This is a genomic window from Cellulomonas sp. ICMP 17802, from assembly GCF_041295535.1.
In the GTDB taxonomy this organism is placed as follows: Bacteria; Actinomycetota; Actinomycetes; order Actinomycetales; family Cellulomonadaceae; genus Cellulomonas.
Genome location: NZ_JBGFQZ010000003.1, coordinates 130,810 through 150,830, shown reverse-complemented (window position 1 = coordinate 150,830; position 20,021 = coordinate 130,810). Strand labels below are relative to the sequence as shown.

The 20,021-nt window shown below is 65.4% G+C and carries 10 protein-coding genes; 2 read left to right on the top strand and 8 right to left on the bottom strand.

Annotated features, from left to right (window positions below):
• Positions 1 to 326: 326 nt before the first annotated feature.
• From AB5970_RS05865 to AB5970_RS05850, 4 genes are read right to left on the bottom strand one after another with little or no spacing between them, the layout of a single operon-like run.
• Entirely contained in the window at positions 327 to 5,198 is a 4,872-nt protein-coding gene (locus AB5970_RS05865; RefSeq protein WP_370502978.1) for an ATP-binding protein, read from the bottom strand.
• A complete protein-coding gene (locus AB5970_RS05860) occupies positions 5,195 to 6,793 on the bottom strand; it encodes a hypothetical protein (protein WP_370502977.1) in 1,599 nt (532 codons plus the stop codon). The genes AB5970_RS05865 and AB5970_RS05860 overlap by 4 nt, the downstream gene beginning before the upstream one ends.
• Positions 6,790 to 10,551 (bottom strand): protein kinase domain-containing protein, encoded by a 3,762-nt coding sequence (locus tag AB5970_RS05855; protein WP_370502976.1) that lies wholly within the window; start codon positions 10,549 to 10,551, stop codon positions 6,790 to 6,792. Before AB5970_RS05855 ends, AB5970_RS05860 begins: the two co-directional genes overlap by 4 nt.
• Positions 10,552 to 12,093 (bottom strand): 3'-5' exonuclease, encoded by a 1,542-nt coding sequence (locus AB5970_RS05850; protein ID WP_370502975.1) that lies wholly within the window; start codon positions 12,091 to 12,093, stop codon positions 10,552 to 10,554.
• Between the two features lie 683 nt (positions 12,094 to 12,776).
• Here AB5970_RS05850 and AB5970_RS05845 point away from each other — a divergent pair.
• A complete protein-coding gene (locus AB5970_RS05845; RefSeq protein WP_370502974.1) occupies positions 12,777 to 13,271 on the top strand; it encodes a very short patch repair endonuclease in 495 nt (164 codons plus the stop codon).
• Positions 13,272 to 13,536: 265 nt separating this feature from the next.
• Here AB5970_RS05845 and AB5970_RS05840 read toward each other — a convergent pair whose 3' ends face one another.
• From AB5970_RS05840 to AB5970_RS05825, 4 genes are all read right to left on the bottom strand, one after another.
• Positions 13,537 to 14,799 (bottom strand): DNA cytosine methyltransferase, encoded by a 1,263-nt coding sequence (locus tag AB5970_RS05840; protein ID WP_370502973.1) that lies wholly within the window; start codon positions 14,797 to 14,799, stop codon positions 13,537 to 13,539.
• Positions 14,800 to 14,978: 179 nt separating this feature from the next.
• Positions 14,979 to 15,791, bottom strand: a complete 813-nt coding sequence (locus AB5970_RS05835) for a DUF3883 domain-containing protein (RefSeq protein ID WP_370502972.1) — start codon at positions 15,789 to 15,791, stop codon at positions 14,979 to 14,981.
• A 16-nt stretch (positions 15,792 to 15,807) separates the two neighbouring features.
• Positions 15,808 to 17,550 (bottom strand): DEAD/DEAH box helicase, encoded by a 1,743-nt coding sequence (locus AB5970_RS05830; RefSeq protein WP_370502971.1) that lies wholly within the window; start codon positions 17,548 to 17,550, stop codon positions 15,808 to 15,810.
• Positions 17,551 to 17,614: 64 nt separating this feature from the next.
• Entirely contained in the window at positions 17,615 to 19,045 is a 1,431-nt protein-coding gene (locus AB5970_RS05825; RefSeq protein ID WP_370502970.1) for a transcriptional regulator, read from the bottom strand.
• 73 nt (positions 19,046 to 19,118) lie between these two features.
• Between AB5970_RS05825 and AB5970_RS05820 the strand changes: the two genes are divergently transcribed.
• On the top strand, positions 19,119 to 19,856 hold the full coding sequence (locus AB5970_RS05820; RefSeq protein WP_370502969.1) for a hypothetical protein: 738 nt from the start codon (positions 19,119 to 19,121) through the stop codon (positions 19,854 to 19,856).
• Positions 19,857 to 20,021 lie beyond the last annotated feature (165 nt).

Here is a 20,021-nt window from a genome sequence, read left to right as displayed (position 1 = left end):
CGAAGCCGAGACACCACCGTCCTTCGGCCGTCTTGCCGTGCTCGGCCAGGACCGCGTCAACGGGGCGGATGACCGAGGCGCGATCGGAGAAGCCTCACTCGACACCGGTCGGCGGCGGATCGCCGAACGTGGCTGGCGCACCCTCAGCCGTGGAGGAGTCGGTCCGGCTCGGAGAAGGCGCGCGCGGGGCGCCAAACCGCCAACTCGATGCCGGTCGATGCGTTCGTAGACGAGGTCACCACAGCTGCGCTTCGGATGCCCGGTCGGTCGATCAAGCACGGGCCCCCTCGAGCTCGACTGCGACCGACGCACCGTTTTGTCGCCGGCTAGTCATTCGACATGTAGATCTTCCTGGCCTGAACCGACTCCGGAGTCGACACGTACGCGACGCCGACGTTGAGCTTCTCGAGCTGCTCGCTCAGGTCGACCCCCGACCGCCCGCGCAGGAAGCCGCTCACCGTCTTTGACGCTGGAAAGTTCGTGCGGAACGCGATCTTCGTGCCAGCATTCGACAGCACTTCCTTGTGAAAGTCATCGACGTTTTGGCTGGCAACGATGACGCTCGCCCCGTACTTCCTGCCTTCTTTCATTATCTTAGGCAGCGTCACGTCGCGGGCCATACGATGAGCCTCATCGAGGACCACGGCGAGCTTCATTTGACCGTTTTGCTGCCACCCGAACATCTCTCGGTAAACCCGACGCAGGAGGAAGGAGGCTCCGAAGCGCTGGACCTCTTCAAGACCGAGTTTGCTGAGGTCGACGACCCAGCCGTTTCGCTCAGGGGTCAGCACAGCGAACCGGTCGGTCGAGGCTTCGTCGAAGAGCCCGAAATCGGTGAACGGCTGGAGCCGCGCGGCCGCGTTGCGCCCGGCCGCGGACGTTTCCACAGTTTCGAGTGCCTGCACGAACTCCGCCATAGTGGGCGTTCCGCTTCCTGGCGTCGTTCCCACCCAACCCTTCGCCCCGTAGATGTCCTGCAAGGCCCGATACACGTGGTTGCGCTGGATCTCGCCGAGCTTGGCGACGTATCCCACGATCTCCGCGATCTCCCAGGCGGACGTATTGATCGGGCGCCCGAGCTCGATGTCGGGTTCGAAGGGACTAAAAGGGAGGCCACGCGCGGCGTCCAGAACCACGGCATCTGCGGGTGGATCCGCTGCCATGTCACCGTGGAAGTCGAAAACGAGCGCAGGGAGGCCCTGGCTAGCAAACTGACGAATGATTCGGCGAGTCGTCACTGACTTACCTTGACCCGGGATGCCGAGAATAAATGCGTGCGGACTGCCCTTTGTGCTCACGCCCCACCTCGCCTCCACGCCGTGTGCGTCGGAGCCCAGCGAGACGGCAATCACGCCGTCGTCCGGCGAATTTGAGATGTCAACGCCCACGCGCGCGTCGACAACTTCATGACCGAGGACCTGGCCAGCGAGCGCCTCTTCCACTGCCGACGGCTCATCGTGAGGGGCCGGCGGTATCCCGACAACGGCGACTGCCTCACCGGCACGGCCTCCACCCGAGACCGGCGAAGGGCTAGCGGTCGGGCTTGCGAACACCGTCGAAGTCGAACTGCGGGACATCTGCTGCTCGAGTTCGGCGCTCCTAGTCGTGAGGCCCACGCCAGCCAGGTCGTCGGCTGTCAAGACCGTCAATGGGACATCGCCGTACCGCTTCTTGAACCCAGCATCACCATCGAGGCTGATGACGTAGCCCTGCATCGAGATCTCAGCAGTCTCGCCCGATTCCTCAATGCGATCGATGTAGCGATGAACCTCTGGGATTCGCGCGGCGTCGATCAAGCCGTTGGCGGCCGACCGGTCCGCGTAGTAGTGCAGCAGGCTCGCGAGGCGCGCCCGCTGTAGCGCCGCATCGATGCGGGGCGGGTCCGAGAAGAACCTCGACTCCAGAAGGCGACGCGTGTCATCCAGTTGATTCACGATCATGTCCGCGAGCGCCGGCGGGAGCTTTGCCTCCTTGCGCGACTTGACCTCGACGCACTCGATCTTGAACGAGCGCTGCCCAACGCGGACCAAGAGAAGGTCGCACCTGCGAGCGTCGGCCCCTTCGCGCCCGGCCGGGCCGAAGATCTCTGGATGCGCGTCGACTGGCACGACGATCAGATCCGTCAAGTCGCCTCGGTTCTGCAAGCACCGCACCAGTGCGGCGAGCGACACCGCCTCCCGAGCTAGCGTGTTGTTCTCGAGCAAACGCAACGCAAGCCGCCCGGAGACTACAGTCAACGTCCGCAGCAACTCGCCGACGCTCTGGTCCACCTCCGCAAGGCCGAGGTCTCGCATCGCCCCTTCAAGTAGGCGTTCGACTTCGAGGCGCTGCGTAGTTGTAACCGTAAGCCGGTCTCCGATGCCCTCGACGAAGTCGGGGGCATAGTCGAGGATGAACGAACCGAGGAAACCGCCCTCGAACAGATCCACACCGATGAATCGGTCCAGTCCGACGACCCAATCCGTTCGATCGTGGGCTGCACGGAGCTGCGCCTGTCGTGCTTCGTCGACGACCGCCCGAACCACGGGAACCTCGCCGTCCGCGCCACCGAGCAGACGACCGATTGCGCGCTGGTGCGATCGATGCGCGGCGATTACGCTCTGGTCGCCGCCGCCCACACCGAGCGCCGGTCCGCTCTCCCACGCTAGCTCGGCCGTCAGCGTCGGCCGACGCGTCACCATCGGTACCAGCAGGTCCCCGAACGAGGCCTTTCGTTCGATAGCAGCTCCGCAGGCAACGGAACTGGCGTAAGCGTCCTGCAGAAGGGCGACATGGGCCTGTTCGTTGTCCTCCAGCAACTGTCGGGTTGGTCGCACCGTCAAGGACATCGGCGGCGCGACGTGGGTTGCCAAACGCGCGTACTCGCGGACTCGCAGCGAACGCTGGAGCGCCGAGAGGTGCGGAAGTGGGTCGACGTAGGACGCGCTGTCGCTGTACGCGAGAACGTCAAGGCGCCTCGGATCGTCCTCCGATTCGCCCTCAGTCGACGACCGCAGCTCCCCTTGGGCGAGCGCACCAGCCAGGAGCTCTCCAGATCCGGGGTTGACGGCGAGGACTCGCAAGGTCTCGCCGGGATCGTGGGCAACCTCGTACGCCGCGAATCGGTCGGCCACCATGCCAGAGGCGGCCCTCATGCTGGGCGTCGCCCGGTCGAGGCCGAGGATGCTGGCGACCGACTCCGCTGCCGTATCCCTATCCATCTCTCCAGGGACGAGGTACAGACCGCTCCCCAGCGTGAGCTCCTCGGCGTACAGCGCGACGTGGCCCGCGCCGTCGATGGTGGAGAACGGCAGATTCGCGGGGATGATCCGAGGCAGGAGGCTCGCGTCGATTCGCGCGGCGCGGGACGCTTTCGAGCCCACCGCCGTCAGTTCTTCAGCCCAACCTCGCAGGACGGAGTCGTGCTCGCTAACCCACCACAGTCGTAGTGGGTGGATCGGAAGGAGGATGACGGCGCGGATCCATTCGCCGTTGCGCTTCACCTGCAATGAAACCGTGTCAAGTTGCAGCAGGTCGGCGAGCGCGTCCGGCGCCGCTCCTTCCAGGGCTCGTCGATAAGTCGCCATGTAGGAAATGGCCGCTGCTCGAAGTTCCGGCGTCCAGCGTGCGGACTCCACCGTGTCTCGCTGTGGGTCGCTCCCGAGCGCGCCCAAGAACGCTGCACGACCGCGCCGGAGGGCCGGTGGTAGCTCGAGTTCGCGCCCCTCGCCGAACGACTCAAGAACACTCCCGAACAGCGTCCTGGCGTCATAGTGGCGAGCCGCGTTGGGCTCGGCCGTCGCGTGCCGCTGGAGTCGGACAATGAGTTCGCTGACTCGAACCTGGATCGCCCGTCGGTTGCCTAGGCGTAAGCCGAACACCTGGCCGCCGAGGTCCCACGACACAAGGTCCTCGGAGAGATCGTCCTGCCCATCGAGCGCGACTCGGACGACCGCCTCGGCGACGCTCGCCGCAGCCGTTCGCCGAGGGCTACGTGCGGCCGCCTCCGCTAGCACGACCTGGAACTCTTGGCTGTCTACGCTCAGCGACCCTCCGGTCGACAGCACGAGTTCCTCCCCATGCTCGCCGATCGGCGTGACCGTGACGACGAAGCGCGATCCTCCGGCGAGGTCGTCCTCGTCTGCGGTCACCTTGACGGTGGCTCGCCGCAGCGCACCTCGGACTCTTGCTTGCGCTAGCGGCTCATCCTCGACAGAACGTAGGTCAGCCGGGTATCCGACCTCGATACGCCAACGAGCAACCGAGTCCGTCTTCAGCGGGACCGTCCGCCACTGGACGACGACACTCCCAGCTCCGCCTTCCGGCACCCGCAGGACGAGCTGGCCGTCTCCGCCCATCGCGAGTTTGCTCGCGGGATCGACCGAGCCATCGGGCTTGCTAAACGGCACGACTTCCACGGCTGTGAGCTCCTGGCCGGCGGAGTCAGCAAGCGGCCAGCGATCAAACGACAACCCTTCGGTCTCCGCCAGGCCGCGGGTCCAGGCCCGTGGGTTGGCGAGAAGGGGACCTTGATGCTCCAGATGGCGGCGAAGCCGCCCACGCCAGATCCCCTCTTCCACCCCCGCCCGGGTGAGGCGATCATCGATTGTGGATGATGGGCGCGACGGGCGACTGAGCTCGTTGGCTGCCACGCGATTGCGCTCGAGGCGACCCTCAAGCCCCGGGGCAAGGTCTGGGACAAGTCCGATCCGCCAGAGGTTTCGTCCGAGCGTCAGCTCCGACGGATCCGCACAGAGCTCCGCGATGAGCTGCGTCCAGGACTCCAAGCCATTCCGCGAGAGCATCCGACGGACTCGGGTCAGCGTGTCCTTGAGGCTGGACGGCTGCAGCTGGTCTAGCAACAGACGCTCGACACCTGGGTAGACCGAGCTCATCGGCAATCGATTGAAAGAGTTGTCGAGCGAGCTCGCCGCGTGCCCCTCTCCAGCAGGAACGAAGAGCAGCAGTGCCTTCTGCTTCCTGTTGCGCAGCTCGATCGCCCTCTCCGGAGCGACTTCGAACGACTCTTGCGGTTCAGCGCGCAAGACGTGGACGCGTACGTGGTCAGGCGCGTCGGTCATGGCCTGACAGAGCTCGGCCGCCAGACCAGGGTCGACGTCGTCGAGGCGAACGCAATGCCCTGGGGCCGCATCGTGCATGACTGCGACCAGGTGGGTCGCGATCGCACGACAGAGCAGGATCTCGCCGGGGGTTGTCATGCCGCCTCCCGCGGGCGCGTGACGTACTGCGCTGAGAAGTCATCAGATAGGCCCTCGAAGCAGCCGAGCAACTTGAGTCGTCGCGTGAACGCCTCCAGGTTGTCGGCCGCACCCGCACGCGCCTCTCCGGAGTCGAGACCAGCGGGCGGTCGATCGATGATCAGCCCGAATCGGCTTTCGAGCCGTTCCAGGACGACGCGAATAGGCAACGAGCGAGCTACCCGGAACTCACTGTCGACGAAGCACATGCACAGCAGCGTGGTCAGCACTTCATCTGACGGCGCGTAGCGCCAGGTCGAACGGACGCGCAGTGTCCCCGACAGAACGCCATAGTTTTTTGTGATCCCACCGGTGGTGTGGAACCACTTGATCTGGTTCTCGAGCCCGCGCTTTCGCAATCCTTCGACGAGAACCGCAACGAATCGGTCCTCGGGCGACAGGCCCTCCGAGCCGAGGATCTCGTTAATGAATGCTCGTCCGTCGGAGTCTTCGTCCAATGCGTGGAAGATCTGCTGGAGCCGCATTCCGAGTGCCATCTGTGTTCGCTGGTCATCGCGGCTGTTGGCGCACCACCTCATAAGCTCTTCAGCAGTCTCGCCAACTGGCGTCACGCCGGTGAACGGGTGCACCTCAGATAGCGCTCGAAGCAGGAGCCGGTCTGCGAAGAACGCCCGGAGTACCTCGAGATCTCGCATCACGCACAGCTTGGACGTCTCGTCGGATGCGCCTCCCCGCCGTCTGGTGAAGTCGCAGTACATCTCCGGCCGGACGGGCTGATCGCTGGACGCGTCGCCGGACAGCAAGCGCCTGGCGACGACTGCCGAGACGAGCGGCAGCTGGAATAGCCTCAGAGCGATGATGGCGCTGACGTGTCCGTATGCCTCTGCCACTGGCATCGATGGGCCGTAGGCGCGAAGGAACGCGATGAGATCCTCGCCCAGCGGGTCGACCGCCTGCGGGATCGGGATCTCGACGTCACTCCGTTCGCGGCTCAAGTTCTCGCTACCCTCGAAACCTTCCAGGAATCGGAGCGCGAGCAGTGTGTCGATATCGATTTCCGTTTCGCCGTCGTACCGCGGACCTGCCCACGGCGCCTCGCCCAGTTCGACGCCCGTGCCGAACGTATCAACGAAAAGCTTCCTTACCTCGGCGGGCGGGTTGTTCGAGCCTCGGCGAGCAACGGCCCGAATCATGCTCTGGTAGGCCACAACGTCAGCTTTTCGGTTTCGAGACGACGTCTTCGGCAGCCCACTCCGGTACGTCGCGATCGTGAGCGGGCGCAGATAGCCCATCTGCACCGTGTCGCGACGAAGGCCAGCGCGTTCCTCTTTGACGATCGACGCCCGCACCCATCCGTCGAGAAGGTCGCGACCGTGCTCGCCGTCGAATCCGACCAGGTTTCCCGAGTCCCGCAACGCGTCGAGATAGCGGTCGTACTCGTTCGCGTTAACCCGCGATGATGCCGTCCTCCCCTGCTTTACCGCCATCTCAAGGACTCGCGTAATCATTCGGTCGACGTCGGTGTCATTCAACTCCACTGGCAGCACGGTCGGCGTGACCAACGTGCTGAACTCCTTGGGCAGCGAAAATGTCACACCGGCTCCAGCAGGATGTTGGGTCCCTCGGCACGAACCGAAGCGACAGAACCAGAGGCGTCCACGATCCGCGCACGACGCGATGGCTGACGGGCAAGTTGGCTCACGAAGCCGTCGATCTCCTGTCGCACCCCGTCTGATGCGACATCGTCGACGATTTCGCCATCGGCGACTCGCAGAATGATCTCGGCGGTGTCGAGGCTGAGGGACAGTCGTGCGATCGGGTGCACGATCGCGAGTCGGTCCGGCATCGACTCGATAAACCGATCGTTGCGCCCGGTTACCTCGACCTGGAACTGGTCTGCCGGCAGAGAGTGCAACACAGTCCATGCCGAATCGGCGCCCGTACTCACGGCCAAGCCCTCGTCGTTGTACCCAAATGCACCGACCAGCCGACTGATCCCCAGTAGGAGACGATCGCGGATCGTCTTCTGCGGCAGGTCGCCCGCGAGCATCGCCTTGAACTCGCTCAGGTGGCGGTAGACCCTCATTTCGCTCGGTCTCGCCTCGTCTGACGAGACGACTCCCCAGTAGAGCGCGCGGGCAACACTGTCGACCGACTGCAAGTATCGGCGAGCGGGATCGCGACGCATCTCCCGTCGAGTGCGATCGACGGCAGGTGCAGCCACCAACTTCGGGTCAAGGTCGGACCATTCGTCGACTAGATAGTCGCCTGACCCCTGCGCGAACGCCAGGTCGTGGGTGAGGGCGTCGGGCAGGTATAGCGGCGAGAGGCCTTCCTCCCGCCGGACGTGCACCGCCTCGCAGCTCCGATCGCCCGTGATGAGCCAGGCCGCGGCGGAGCGCACGTCGCGGAACGTCGCCCGTCGGCGGCGCCGCAGGTGACTGATCCCAAGGAGCTCGTCGAAGACCTCCGCCCCCCGGCCAGCCAGGGTGTTGCGATTGGCGAGGATCGGACACTCCGCCTGGGCCACGCAGCTCACGCAGCTCGTCCACAAGTCGTCGCGTACCAACTGCTCGAGGACGCGGCGTCCCAACCCGGGCTCGACTGGATTGGCACTCGTCAGGGTCCGTCGCTTGAGGTCAACGAGCACGACACGGTCATCTTCAGGCGCCAACCCATCGAGCTGATCCCGCACAGCAAGGGCCCAGTCTTCATAGACGCCGTCGAAATCCCTCAGGAAGTTGTGCAGTCGGCCGTCATTCACTGCGATCAGCGCGGTCGCATCCGAGCGCCCAAGAACGGGATCCAGAGCTCGCCGGATCAGGTCGTCTGAGGAGAGGCCCTCGTGCGATTCGCTCGCGTCGTACACAGCAATGAACGTGTGGCCGGCGAGGTCGATAGCCCATCCGGCATCGTCGTCGTACGTTGAAACTCCGCCTCTGCGACGCAGCTCGTCGCCAAGCTGGACGAGCACCGAGGTCTTGCCATCGCCCGGGTTACCGCTCAACAGAACCAGCTCGAAGTCGCCGGCAAGGACGCGCGGGAGAAGTTCGGTGTCCAACCTCGTCGGAACGTACGTCCGCTTGGCGAACTCGTCGTCGAGCCCGCGGTTGCCGGCATTTCCGATCGTCGAGCCCCTGTAGAGCCGACGGACGGCCTCCACCGTGGGGTTCGTCTGGCGGACGAGAGCAACGCCGGGCGCCGGGACCGCCACCGATGGCGGTTGTTGCGACTCGATGACGAGTGACCGAAACGCCGCTGCGCTCTCCGGTCGTGCAGTCGGGTCGTTCGACACGCCACGCATGAGCACGCGGAGGAGTCGCTCGCCCGACTCCTGCCACGTAGCCAGTTCGTCGGGCGTCGGCTCGACAACCACTAGCTCGCGGTCCTCGTAGGCCGCGACATGCCGACCGAGCATCGCGAACGCCATTGTGGCGGCAAAGCTGAAGATGTCGCTCGCAACCACGGCGCTGCGTCGCTCGATGACTTCTGGCGCGGCGAACCGTGGGCTCCAGCCGGCCGGGGTTCCCCCTTTTTTCATCGCGAGCCCAAAGTCGATGAGTTTTGCGTAGCCATTGCCATCTGTCGACACGATTACGTTGGCCGGCGTGACGTCACCGTGCACAAACCCCTTCCTGTGGATGTACTCCAGCGCCTCGAGCACACCCACAGCGATCGACCGAAGTTCATCCACGTCCCGATCGATCCCACCGGTCGCAAGGCTCTCGCCCTCGACGTACTCGGAGACCAGGTAGTACGGCTCGCGGCCGACACGCACGTCGTAGACGCGCCCGCACCCATCGTGCTGGAGAGTGTTGGCGGCGTTGTACTCCGCTCTGAGTTCGTCGGGGTCACCGTGCATAAACTGCTTCAGGACCTTGGTGTGATCGGCCTCGCGGTCATAGACGAGCCAAGACGTGGCGTACCCGCCTCGGCCTAGTTGACGCTTGATCTCATAGCGCCCGTCGATGGTTTGCCCGACAACGAATTCAGCGTCAGGCTCCGTCACCGGCTCGACCACGACTGGCTCTGGCGATAACGACTCGACGACTTCCTCCGCGGTCGGCCTGGCCGTGGGCGAGGTCGCGAGGCCGTCAACTAGGGCGGCCGCCCATGGGTACCCGGCACGGACCTGCGCCGCTAGGGCGTCGGGAGCGAGCTCGGTGACATCCCGGCCAAGAAGCCAAGCGCTCAAGCAGAGCGCGAGGCTGTAGACGTCCGACTTCGCCGTAGCGCTGCTGAGGTCAGCGACGCACTCGGGCGCGCGATAGTTTTCGCTGACGTCGTAGTCCCGCGCCCAGCCAGCGATCGTCGCACCGTCAGTTACACGCGCGAAATGGAAGTCGCTGAACATCACGCGCATGCGTCGTGCTAGCCAGACGCGGCGTGGATGCAGCGCGCGGTGAATCAGCCCCTGCGCATGCACGTCGGCCAGCGCGAGAAAGGCGTCTCGCGCGACGTCCCGCGCCACGTCGTCATCGAGCTCGCCGTCGCTTCGCTCCGGGCCGGGCTTGACGATCGCTTGCTCGAGTGATCGCGCTTCCGCCGGCGGAACCACGGGAACAACGAACAGCCCCCGAGCCGGGTCCTCGAAGAACGGGCGCGCGTGCCAAGTTCGGGCGTAGTCCGCGAGGCGGTTCAGAGCAATCGTCTCGCGCCGCAGGAACTCGCGCGGATCACCGTGAGACTCGAGGCGATGCAACGGGTAGCACTTCAGGAGCACATGCTGTCCGTCGTTGCCGACCGCGTAGTACGTCAACTCTGCGCCAGGGACCTCAACGCGGCCCAGCACACGGTAGTCCCCGATGCGGGTGTCCTTGCGCGCCTGTGGCAGCTCGTCGAGGTAGGCCAAGACAGTCCGGCGAGCGTCTCCGAGCGGCGTCTCGCGCCGGTCGATGGACAGCATCGCCTCGTCGGCTTGTTCTAGCGACCAGATGTGCTCGGAGGCGTCATGGTTGGCGGCACCCATGACGGTCACGTTGTCGTGGCTGAGCACGACCGCTGGCACGACCCTCTTACCTCGCACGTTCGCATACCCGCGGGCCTTGTCCTTGAAGAGTCCCGCGAGCTTGCGCGCCAGTTGCGCGTTTCGGTTGAGCGGGTTCGGCCGGGCCTCGCCGTTGACGTGCCAGAAGTTGTCGCCAACGACGATCCGTGGCCCCCAGGACTTCTCCTCGAGAACGAAGATGGTTCCTGCCCCAACCACGATCAGGTCGACGTCATCGCGTGTCTCGCCAGCAAGCTTGCGGCCCGCGAACACCACCCAATCCGAGGGAAGGCGCTCGGCAAGCCTCTCGGCCGCCTTTCGCTCGCCTGGACCGACGTACTCACCCATCACCTTGAGCTCTGCCACTCACTCCTCCGGGAAGTCGTCGGGCCATACCCACCGCCGAAGGGTCTCAACTGGCAGGCCGCGGATTCTCTCAAGGTAGGCGTTGTCCTTGGAGTACGTGACGATCAACTGATCGCGAGCACGGGTCATGCCGACGTAGCCGGCTCGACCCTGTCGCTCAGCCTCCTCCGATTGTTCACCTTCCGGCAGGTTCTCGAGGCCCACCAGGAAGACCACGTCGAACTCAAGCCCCTTGGCCGAGTGGACTGTCATGACCGTCACCGTCGGTTCACCGAGCGAGAACGACCCTGCTTGATTCGCATATACCGCCCGCACCGGGACACCGGCCCCTTCGAGCGCCGCCCGAAGTCGCCCGATGTGGAACTTGCGCGTGACCAGAACCCCGATGTCTTGGGGGTTCCGCTGTCCTGACTCGATCAGGCGCTTCGCGTCGCGAGCGACCGACGCGGCCTGGCCATCGATCTTCTCCGACCACACCAGGTCGACCGGCTCGCCCTCGAACGCGTGGGCCCGACCGCTAACGACGCTCGACGGTCCTAGTGCGGAGGTGACATCCAGGATCTGCCGCGTCGACCGGTATGGGCGCTGCAATACCACTTGCCGGACCTCCAGGCGCCCCTCCACGGCAATGCCATCGTCGAGTCCCTCGCGATAAAGAGCCTGCTTTGGATCACCAGCGACCGCAATGCCACCGTGCCCCGGCCGCACGGATGCGACTGCGAAGTCGATCCACGAAGGGAAGAAGTCCTGCGCTTCATCAATGACGAGGGCGTCAAGCGGTGGATTCGCGCGAAGCACCGGGAGATGACGCGCAACGTCTCGACCAGCCAGCCCCTCGTCGCTGAGGTGGACTCGGAAGCCGTAGCGATGGGCGAACTTGCCGAAGGTATTGACCTGAATGTTCGGCACGTCGGCAACCAGGGACTCGAGGTAGCTGACCAGCATGTTGTTGAAGCAGAGGACCTGAATCGTCCACTTTGGATGCGCCAGAGCGACGCGCCTCGCACGCGCCACGAGCACGAGAGTCTTGCCGCTTCCCGGCGGACCGGTGACGACGACAACCTCGCTTGCGTCGTCCGCGACGACGTCGGCCTGCTGGCGGTCCAGGGCGATGCGAAGAGCGGCCCGCTCCCCCGCCAGATCGTCGTCGAGCGGCAGCCGAATCGGCACGTCGATCACGGCCGCGGGGCGATACGCGGCGACAACGTCCGCTCGGACCTGCTCATCGAGGAGCCGAACGGGAATCTCCTCGATCCAGTTCGTTCCAGCGACGTCCACCGGAGAGAGCACAGAGCTCGTGTGCTCTGGTCCGTCGCCGTCGCTAACGAGGAAGCGACTGAATCGTTCGCGCCGTACAGCAGGAATCTCGTCGCGGAGGATCGCGATTTGTCGGTTGAGCGCCACCATCGCGCCATTGGAGCCGTCCGACAGGCCCAGGGCCAACAGCCCCCGACTCGCATGGTGGGCCAGGATCGGAGGGCGCCAACCCGCCGGGTCGGTGTGCACGATGAAGCCGCACGCCTCCAGCGTGGCCTTGGCCACCTGCAAAGAATGGTCCCCCTCGGGGCGTTGACTCATGCAACCTCGCTCTCGATCCCCGCTTCGGTCGCGGGCGTCGCAGGTGCCACCGCTCGCAAGCCCAAAGATGCTATCGGTCACCGACATCACATCTTTAGGTCTGGGTTGGATTCGACTGACGACATACCTATGAATCGCGCCACGGCTGCCAGCTCGGCGCTGCGGCTAACCGCCGGCTACATCGCCGAGCACGTCGAGCTCGGCCCACGCGACGACCATCGCACGCACCCAGGGCATGACGATCGACGAGCCGCATGCAGTGGTCACCGACGGATGGGTCGCGAGGACCCGTCGTCGCGGTCAGCCGAGACCGCCACACCAACCGGCTCTACGTCACCACCAACCGGCCCGACCCTGACTGCCTGCCCGCCTGACAAAGCCGTGTCAATCGTGACCAGCATCCCTCGACCTCCCACGCGCCAACTCCGGCGGCCGAGACGTGAGCGGAGCACCAGCCCGACTCGCCCGAGCCGCCATCGCCGCCGCGCGCACAACCTGGCGCACCTCTTCGGCCAGCGCAACGCTGAGCCGGGTCTCGGTCCAGACCTGCCGTCGCTAGACGGCGGCTCGTTCGGCGAAGCCCGCTATCGCCGGGCACACGCTCGGTTCCGTGGGGCGCTTGTGACTCAACAGTCTGCGCTCGCTGTGTGAGGCTAGGCACCGTGATTGCGAAACCGTCGTGGGCGTCCTCGCCAGGACGCCGCCGAAACATGCAGGCGAACCGCCGTCGCGATACCCATGCTGAGCTTGCGGTGCGACGGCTTCTGCACGCTCGGGGGCGCCGATATCGCGTCGACGCCCGGCCGGACCCATCTCTGCGCCGCCGTGCGGACATTGTGTTCACCCGCCAGCGCATCGCCGTCTTTATAGACGGCTGCTTCTGGCACGGCTGTCCAGAGCATGGCCGGAAGTCCTTTGCTCACAACGTCGACTACTGGCCGGCCAAGATTGCGGCCAACGTCGCTCGTGACGCCGACACCAACGCACGGCTCGCTCGTGCGGGCTGGACCGTACTCCGGTTTTGGGAGCACGAGTCTGTCGATCTAGTTGTCGCCGACATTGAACGAGAACTCGGGGTGGTCACGTCCGCGTCACCCGTGGTGCGTCGCGCGAAACTGGCATCGGTCGACGGACCCGCGTAGCCGCACGACTGACGTTTTGGCGCTCGTCGTCGGTCGGCCGCGCCAACTCGCCCTTGGAATTGAGCTCGAGGTCGGAGTCGGGCGGCTCGACGACGTCCGGCGGGCGCGCACCGGTATCCCGCGCACTCGGTGCCGATGGCTCCCGGCAGACGGCGACGGGTTTCTTGGGCGCCACACCGAGACGTTACTGGCGCCCGACCGCGTGCGACCTCGGAAAGTGGTCCGCCCGTACGTTCGCGCCTCGCTTAGGTGCGAGACCGCCCGACTAGCTGATGCGCGATCGTGCGGTCTCGAACGCGCCGTGGCGCAGGTGGTCGTCCTGCCCAACGAACCCTCGGAACGCGCCGAGCTGGAACGTCGCTTGCTCACCGGTGCCGCCAACGAGCAATTCGAAGTCCTGACGCAGCGCCTCAAGTCGGCGAGCGAACTCAAGTTCACTGACGGCCTCGCCGATCCGCTCTGCGATCTCAGCTGTCGTCAAAGGCCCGCTCGCCGAGCGAAGTGCAACGTACAGCGGGTCATGCGTGACGTCGGCTTCCGATGGCTCGCGTCGAGCAGGCAAGCCTTCGTGGCGGAGGGCCGCGGCGATCGCGCTGCCGACAGCTCGCGCGACGGGTGGTGGAAACGCGTTGCCAATCTGTCGGGCGCGGGACGTCTTCAGTCCAGTGAAGGTCCATGCGTACTCGACGTCAGCTCCCCACCCCTGGATGCGAGCGATCATCTCGGTGGTGAGCTTGGGTTGGAATCCGAGTGGAGCCTCCGCCGACGGGGGCTCATCGGCTACGCCAATGCCGTTAACGCCGAGCGCCGCCCAAGCGCGCCTCGCACGGGTTGGTCCAAGATCCGCACCGCCGTGCTTCTTCGAACCGCCGACGATCGTGGGGGCGATTCCGTTGGCGCTCTCGGCCCAGGTATCGGCCCCAGCCCAGCCGCCGGACTTCATCATGTCGCGCAGCGCCGAGCCCACAGTTCCGATATATGGCGTCGGCTGAGGCCAATGGAAGTACTGGGCATCCTCCAGGCGCAGCGCGACGAGGATGAATCGCGGACGCAACTGTGGAACGCCGTAGTCGCGCGCCTCGAGCAACTTCCAGTCAGACCAGTATCCGAACGAGGCCAGGCGGTCCTTGACGTGCTGTCGGTATGCGGCGAACCTCGGCATCGACAGACCGCGGACGTTCTCGAGAAGTACGGCTCGCGGCTCCATCCGGCCCGCAAGTTCGACGGCCCACGCGAACAGGTCACGCTCGTCACTGGTGCCGAGTTGCTTCCCCGCAATTGAAAAGGGTGGGCACGGCACACCGCCCGCCACAAGCGAGAGATCCTCGGAGAACTCGTCAGGGTTCCAGACCTCAGGGTCCGCGACGTCCCCGACCCGGACTTCCCAATCCGGACGGTTGTGTCGAAGCGTCGCCGCAGCGTTCTCGTCCAGTTCGATCGCCAGGCGGTGGTTGAACCCGGCAAGCTCGAGACCGAGCGCCTGGCCACCTGCACCTGCGCAGATCTCGACTACCGAAAGTTCGCCCACGTCTTCTACTCCTCTGCTCGTAGCGAGGCTAAGTCTCGCCTAGGTTGCACGCCCCCACCGACACGGCGTGGGAGGCAGATCGGGTTCATCGTCGCGTGCTAGAGGGCGACGCGCCGCCTGACTAGCAGAGTTGTGGACGGAACCGCCGTCCAAGCCGGCAGGTGACGTCTGAGTGCGGCCTACTGACGAGACGCACCCAGCGGGCTGTCGACGGCGAGCAAATCCCCGAGCCGCCCGATACCAGCCTCGCGCGCTTCGCGCGGTGCCTCGAACCGAGCGCTCTCCCAGCGCACTGCCAACGAGGTGTCTGCCGGAGCCGCTTCGCGCAGCCAATGGGCGCTCACTGTTTCGACCTGCTCGAGCTGGAGCGAAGTCGACAACTGGACGAACACCAGGACCCACAGGCCGTCGAACCGGCAGACCTCGAACTCGTTCCGAGAGAGATAGAACGACCCCGAGGCCTTCCTCGTCGTGCTCTTGACCTCGATGTGGCATTCGAAGTCGCGGGCCCCCACAGCGATGTCGTAGCCCAAACCATCGCTCACGGCAGCTACGTGCTCCACGGTAGCGCTCGGTACGAGAGACCCACGTAGCAGCGAGAGCAGCGCACGCTCGCCCGCCGCGCCCACCTCCTCTCGGCGCGCAGTGTCGACCCTTCCCCAGTGAGTCCGAATGACCTGCGCAGCCGCAACCGGATTCAGCCCAAGCTCGTCGGCCGCGAACGCGGCATCGAGTGGTAGCTCATCGGGCTCACGGACGAGCAAGTCGGCGTTGGCGAACCAGCCTGCCTCGCCGACGAGGTGTTCGAAGACGGCGACGCGTGCGTGCGCGGAGGCGAGGAGCGGCTTCTCCAATAGTCCGCGCGCTTCCAGCCATGCCAGCGCCGTCTCGTACTGGGTCGGCGTGAGGTCCTGGTACTGGGCGCTCGTCATCAAGAGTGAGCGCGATCGCTGAATGCCACTAGTTGGCACGAGCTTCAGCCACCTGGCCATTGCCTGCACGATTGGTTCAGGGGGAAGAGGCATTGAGGTGGCCGATCAGCGACTGTAGGTCGGACGCATCGAGCCCACCGCCGACAGCGGGCTCCTCGTCGAGGTCCGCGAGCTCTCGCAGAGATGCGTCGTCGAGGATTCGCGCCATGAAGTCAAGCTTGACGCCAAGCCGCTGCTCGATGACTTCGTCGATGGTCTCGTTCGCCACGAGGACGGTAACGCGCGTCGCAGCGTCTGGGGCGAGTCCGAGTCGATGGATCCGGTCGACGCTCTGGAGATACCGGCCCGCCGCGAAGTCCCTATCGACATAGACAGCATCGTGGCACTCGTGGTGGAGGCTGATGCCCTCACCGAGTGTCGCCGGATTCGAGAGCAGAACAAGGCAAGCGGGATCCTCTCGGAATCGCTGGACCTCTGCCTCTCGGTCAGCACTGCCACCGTGCACCAGAGCAGGCCTGTACGGGGCCAGGAGCTCGCGGAGCGTGGTCAGACTGCGGATGAACGTCGACCAGACCAGCGTCTTGCGGCCGACGGCCGCGTTCTCCTGGACGATCCTGATGACCTCTTCGTACTTTGGCGAGAGCTCGTGGCGCGGCAACCGCGCGAGCAGGTCGGAGAGGGTCGTTCCGTTCGGAACTTCGAGCGGCGCGACCTGGTAAGCGAGCGGCTCGTAGCGGGTCGTTCCGACCGACAGCAGGGCGGGGCTCGTCGCCGCCATCATCAAGTAGACGAGCACCTTTCCGAGCGCCTCGAGGTCGCCCTGCCCACCGATGGCGCGAGCGGAGAACTCGCCGAGCAGTGCCCTGTAAACCTCCTGATGGAGTGGTGGCATGTCGAGACGCCTCACGACGGCCGTGACCGGAGGGAGCCCCAGCTGCTTCTTGGTCGTCCGCGCGAACAGGGGACGCAATCGCTGGCTTGCAATCGCCAGGTTGCCGCCGCCCACGGCCTGAACAACGCGCTGCCGACCCGTGCCCGGCCACACGAAGGCGAAGAGGCTCTCCAGGTCCCGCACGCCGTTCGGGGCGGGGGTTCCGGTGAGAACGAGCCGACGCCGGCTGTATGGGCCGAGGGCAAGGCATGCGGCGCCGTAGACGCCATCGGCACCGAGCTTCATCCGGTGAGCCTCGTCGAGGACCATGAGCGTGGGCTTCTCGTCGAGCCACCGGGTAAGCGTCGGTACCGCCGCCGAGAGCCGCTCATAATTGATGACAACGGCATCGGCCACCGAGCTCGGTCCACGGTCCATGACTTCCAGGCGCAGGGGAGTCTCGAAGCACTCGAGGTTCTCCGACGCCCATGATCCGTAACTCGACTTTGGACCGACGATGAGCAGCCGTTCGACCTCACCCTGTTCCCGCAGTGCGTGGAAGACCGCTAACGCGACCCTAGTCTTGCCGGCACCCGGTACCGAGAAGTTGGCACCGTGCCGCAAGGACAGCAGCTTCGTGATGTCGTCGCGCTGAAATTCGGTGAGATCCGCCTTCCACCCTGCCCCATCGAATTGGGTGCTCGACGCCAGCGTGGGCGTTGCCCCACCCGCTCCCGCAAGCCGCTCAGCGACGATTTGCGCGTCGCGCATTGAATCGGTGACGACCCGTGCCACCGCTTCGTCCCACTTCACCGTTCCGGGCTCTGGCCACCGCTGAAGAGCTGCGACGTGCGTCATGAGGTCATCGAGCGGAACCTCGATCACCAGGCTCGAGACGCGCTCCGTGCTCGGGAAGCGGAGCGCGAGACGGCGCAGCGCCTCCTCCATCCCGGGCCGGGCCCTGAGGCGGACCTTGGTCGGGTGAGCGCTGAGCCCAATCGCGAGACTTGGCTCAGACATCTTGATCAGCGCGCGCCCGGGCGGCGGCGAGCAGCCAGCCAACGCCTTGGGGAGGGCTCGGGTACGCCCGTGACGCCAGTTTCGCGAGGCCCTCGATGCTGCTCCTCAGCTCCAGGAGCGCACTATCGAAGGCGTCCTCGTCGAGCGTCCGCTCCTGCCGAGACTTGGCGAACTCCGTGGTCGCTTGGTTCAGGAAGTCGGACGCGTCGACGACTCGGTCCGGGACCGCGGTCTGCTTCTTCGCCAGCGTCTCGTCCTGACCAGCGAGTTTCGTGGCCCTGCGGAACGCCTGGTTTGCCTCGTCGATGAACTTCGCCGCCGCGGCCTTGGAACCTGGGGCTTCAGACGTGGCCGTCTGAGCCCGTGCCTGGAGCAGGCTGTCGGTCAATGCCCTCGCAGCGCGCGCGCCGTCGCTGCTCGCCGGCGCCATGGTTCCGACGCCTGGCAATCCAGGAATTGCGATTGCGGTCGGCTCCGGAACCGTGGGCTTGAGGTTTGGTGGCAGCTGGCGCTCCAGATAGCGCGTGTAGAACTCGCCGCCCACGGCTCGTAGCGACGTCTTCGGTAGACCCAACACCAGCGATGCAAGTCGCGCTTCACGCATCTGCTCGGCGCCGTCCGGGTCCGTAGCGAGCAGAGCCTGATAGCCACGATGAAATTCGCGGAAACTTTCCTGCTGGTCATTGAAGTGGAGCAGGTTCAACTGCGCCCCGTCGCTCGTACGGCTGCGATCGATCGCCTCGCGGATCAGCGCGTAGGCCCACATGTCTGCCTTTAGCGATTTTTCCGCAATATTCCAATCGTGCGCAACGTCGCGTTCGCTCATCCCTGCCGCCAGTTGCTCCTCGATCGAGATCAGACGGTTGATGTATGGGTAGTCCCTGCGCTTGTCCTTCCGAAGCTGGATCTGCAGCTCGATCGCATTGATGTCCTCCCAGTTGGCACTATGCTTTAAGACGCCAACTCGAATATGCGTTACTCCCAAGTCGCGTAGTGCCACGCATCGAGTATTCGCGTCGACGAGAATGCCCGTGCGCGTAACGATGCCGGGATCGCGCTGCCCGTGGCGCCCGAGCTCGGTGACCAGCTCCCTGTACTCAGGGTCTTCGACGTTCGGCTCGGTTGGCTTTGACCGCAACAGGTCTCGCAGGTACTGCTGGCCCTCCTCACCCCAAGGGTGCCGACCGAGAGCCTCGTCGCGCGCAGGGTCGGACGTACGCTGGGCACGGATCCGGTGAGTGTTGGGGTTCAGGTAGAGCTGGTTCACCGGGACTGAAACGACGGTCAGCACGTCCCATCCGCCCCTCCAGGGCACGCGCATCGACTCCGCGTTCCCTTCCTGCTGAGCCTCATCCACCCACAACGCCAGGTTCTCCGCGACAGTCGCGCCGGTAGGAGGAATCCCAAAGTCTTGCGCGACCACCGATATCTCCTTCGTGCCTATGGTTCGAAGTTCTCACCCGCTGGATCCGGCGGGCCCATACGGCATCATGCCAGTGAGCATCCACTACACGGGTGCAGTCGGTGGCTACCGGGACGGTGAAGCAGTGATGAAGACGGCAGCATGGAACGACCCCGCACTCCAGGGCGGCACCATGGTCCGGGGCGCCCTCTGGCTCGTTCAAGAGGTCGGCATCGGCAATACCTTCACCAAAGAGGACATTCGCCAAGCCTTTCCAGGTATCGCGCAGGCGGACCGACGCATTCGGGACCTTCGCGACTTTGGCTGGATACTGCACACCCGCGCGGATGACGCATCGTTGACCCGGGAGCAGAACCGCTTCGTGACCGAGGGCGTCGCGGTATGGAACCCACGCGAGCGGCGCGCTGCCGCGTCGGCACCAACGATCTCGAGCAAGGCCCGTGATGACGTCATGGCGCGCGATGGCTTCGTATGCACGATCTGCGGAATCGCCGGCGGCGAGGGATACCCGGACGACGCAATGCTGACGGCCGTCTTGGCCGTATCCAGTCGGCCGGTTCGCCTCCCGGGCGGCGCGACGACGCGTGAGTTTGTTACCGAGTGCAAGCGCTGCCGTGCCGGCCAGCGCGAGCGCGACGCCGACGGCGCCCTCGCCGACGCCCTTGCGCTCCCGACCGCCGATATCGACCGCCTCATCCAGTGGATTCGGCAAGAGAAGCGCGACGTCTCCGCCCTCGAACGGGCATGGGGTAGGTACCTGCGGCTCACGCCTGCGGCGAGAGCGGCCGTTCGCGCGCGGCTCGGTGCTTAGGCGCGCATCTCCCGTAAGTCGGGCCCGACGGAGGCGGCCCCCGGGTGACTTGGTTCGCCGTCCGTTCCACCAATCGTTCAGGCAACTAGCCGGAGTCGCGCGGACCGATCGCGCGCGACTACCCGATCCCACCAAGCGCTCGAGTGGCTGCGACGGCCGCTTCGG

Coding starts and splice junctions, on each gene's coding strand:
- AB5970_RS05835 (WP_370502972.1), bottom strand. CDS start 15,791: ATGGCCAGGTGGCTGAAGCTCGTGCCAACTAGTGGCATTCAGCGATCG.
- AB5970_RS05830 (WP_370502971.1), bottom strand. CDS start 17,550: ATGGAGGAGGCGCTGCGCCGTCTCGCGCTCCGCTTCCCGAGCACGGAG.
- AB5970_RS05865 (WP_370502978.1), bottom strand. CDS start 5,198: ATGACAACCCCCGGCGAGATCCTGCTCTGTCGTGCGATCGCGACCCAC.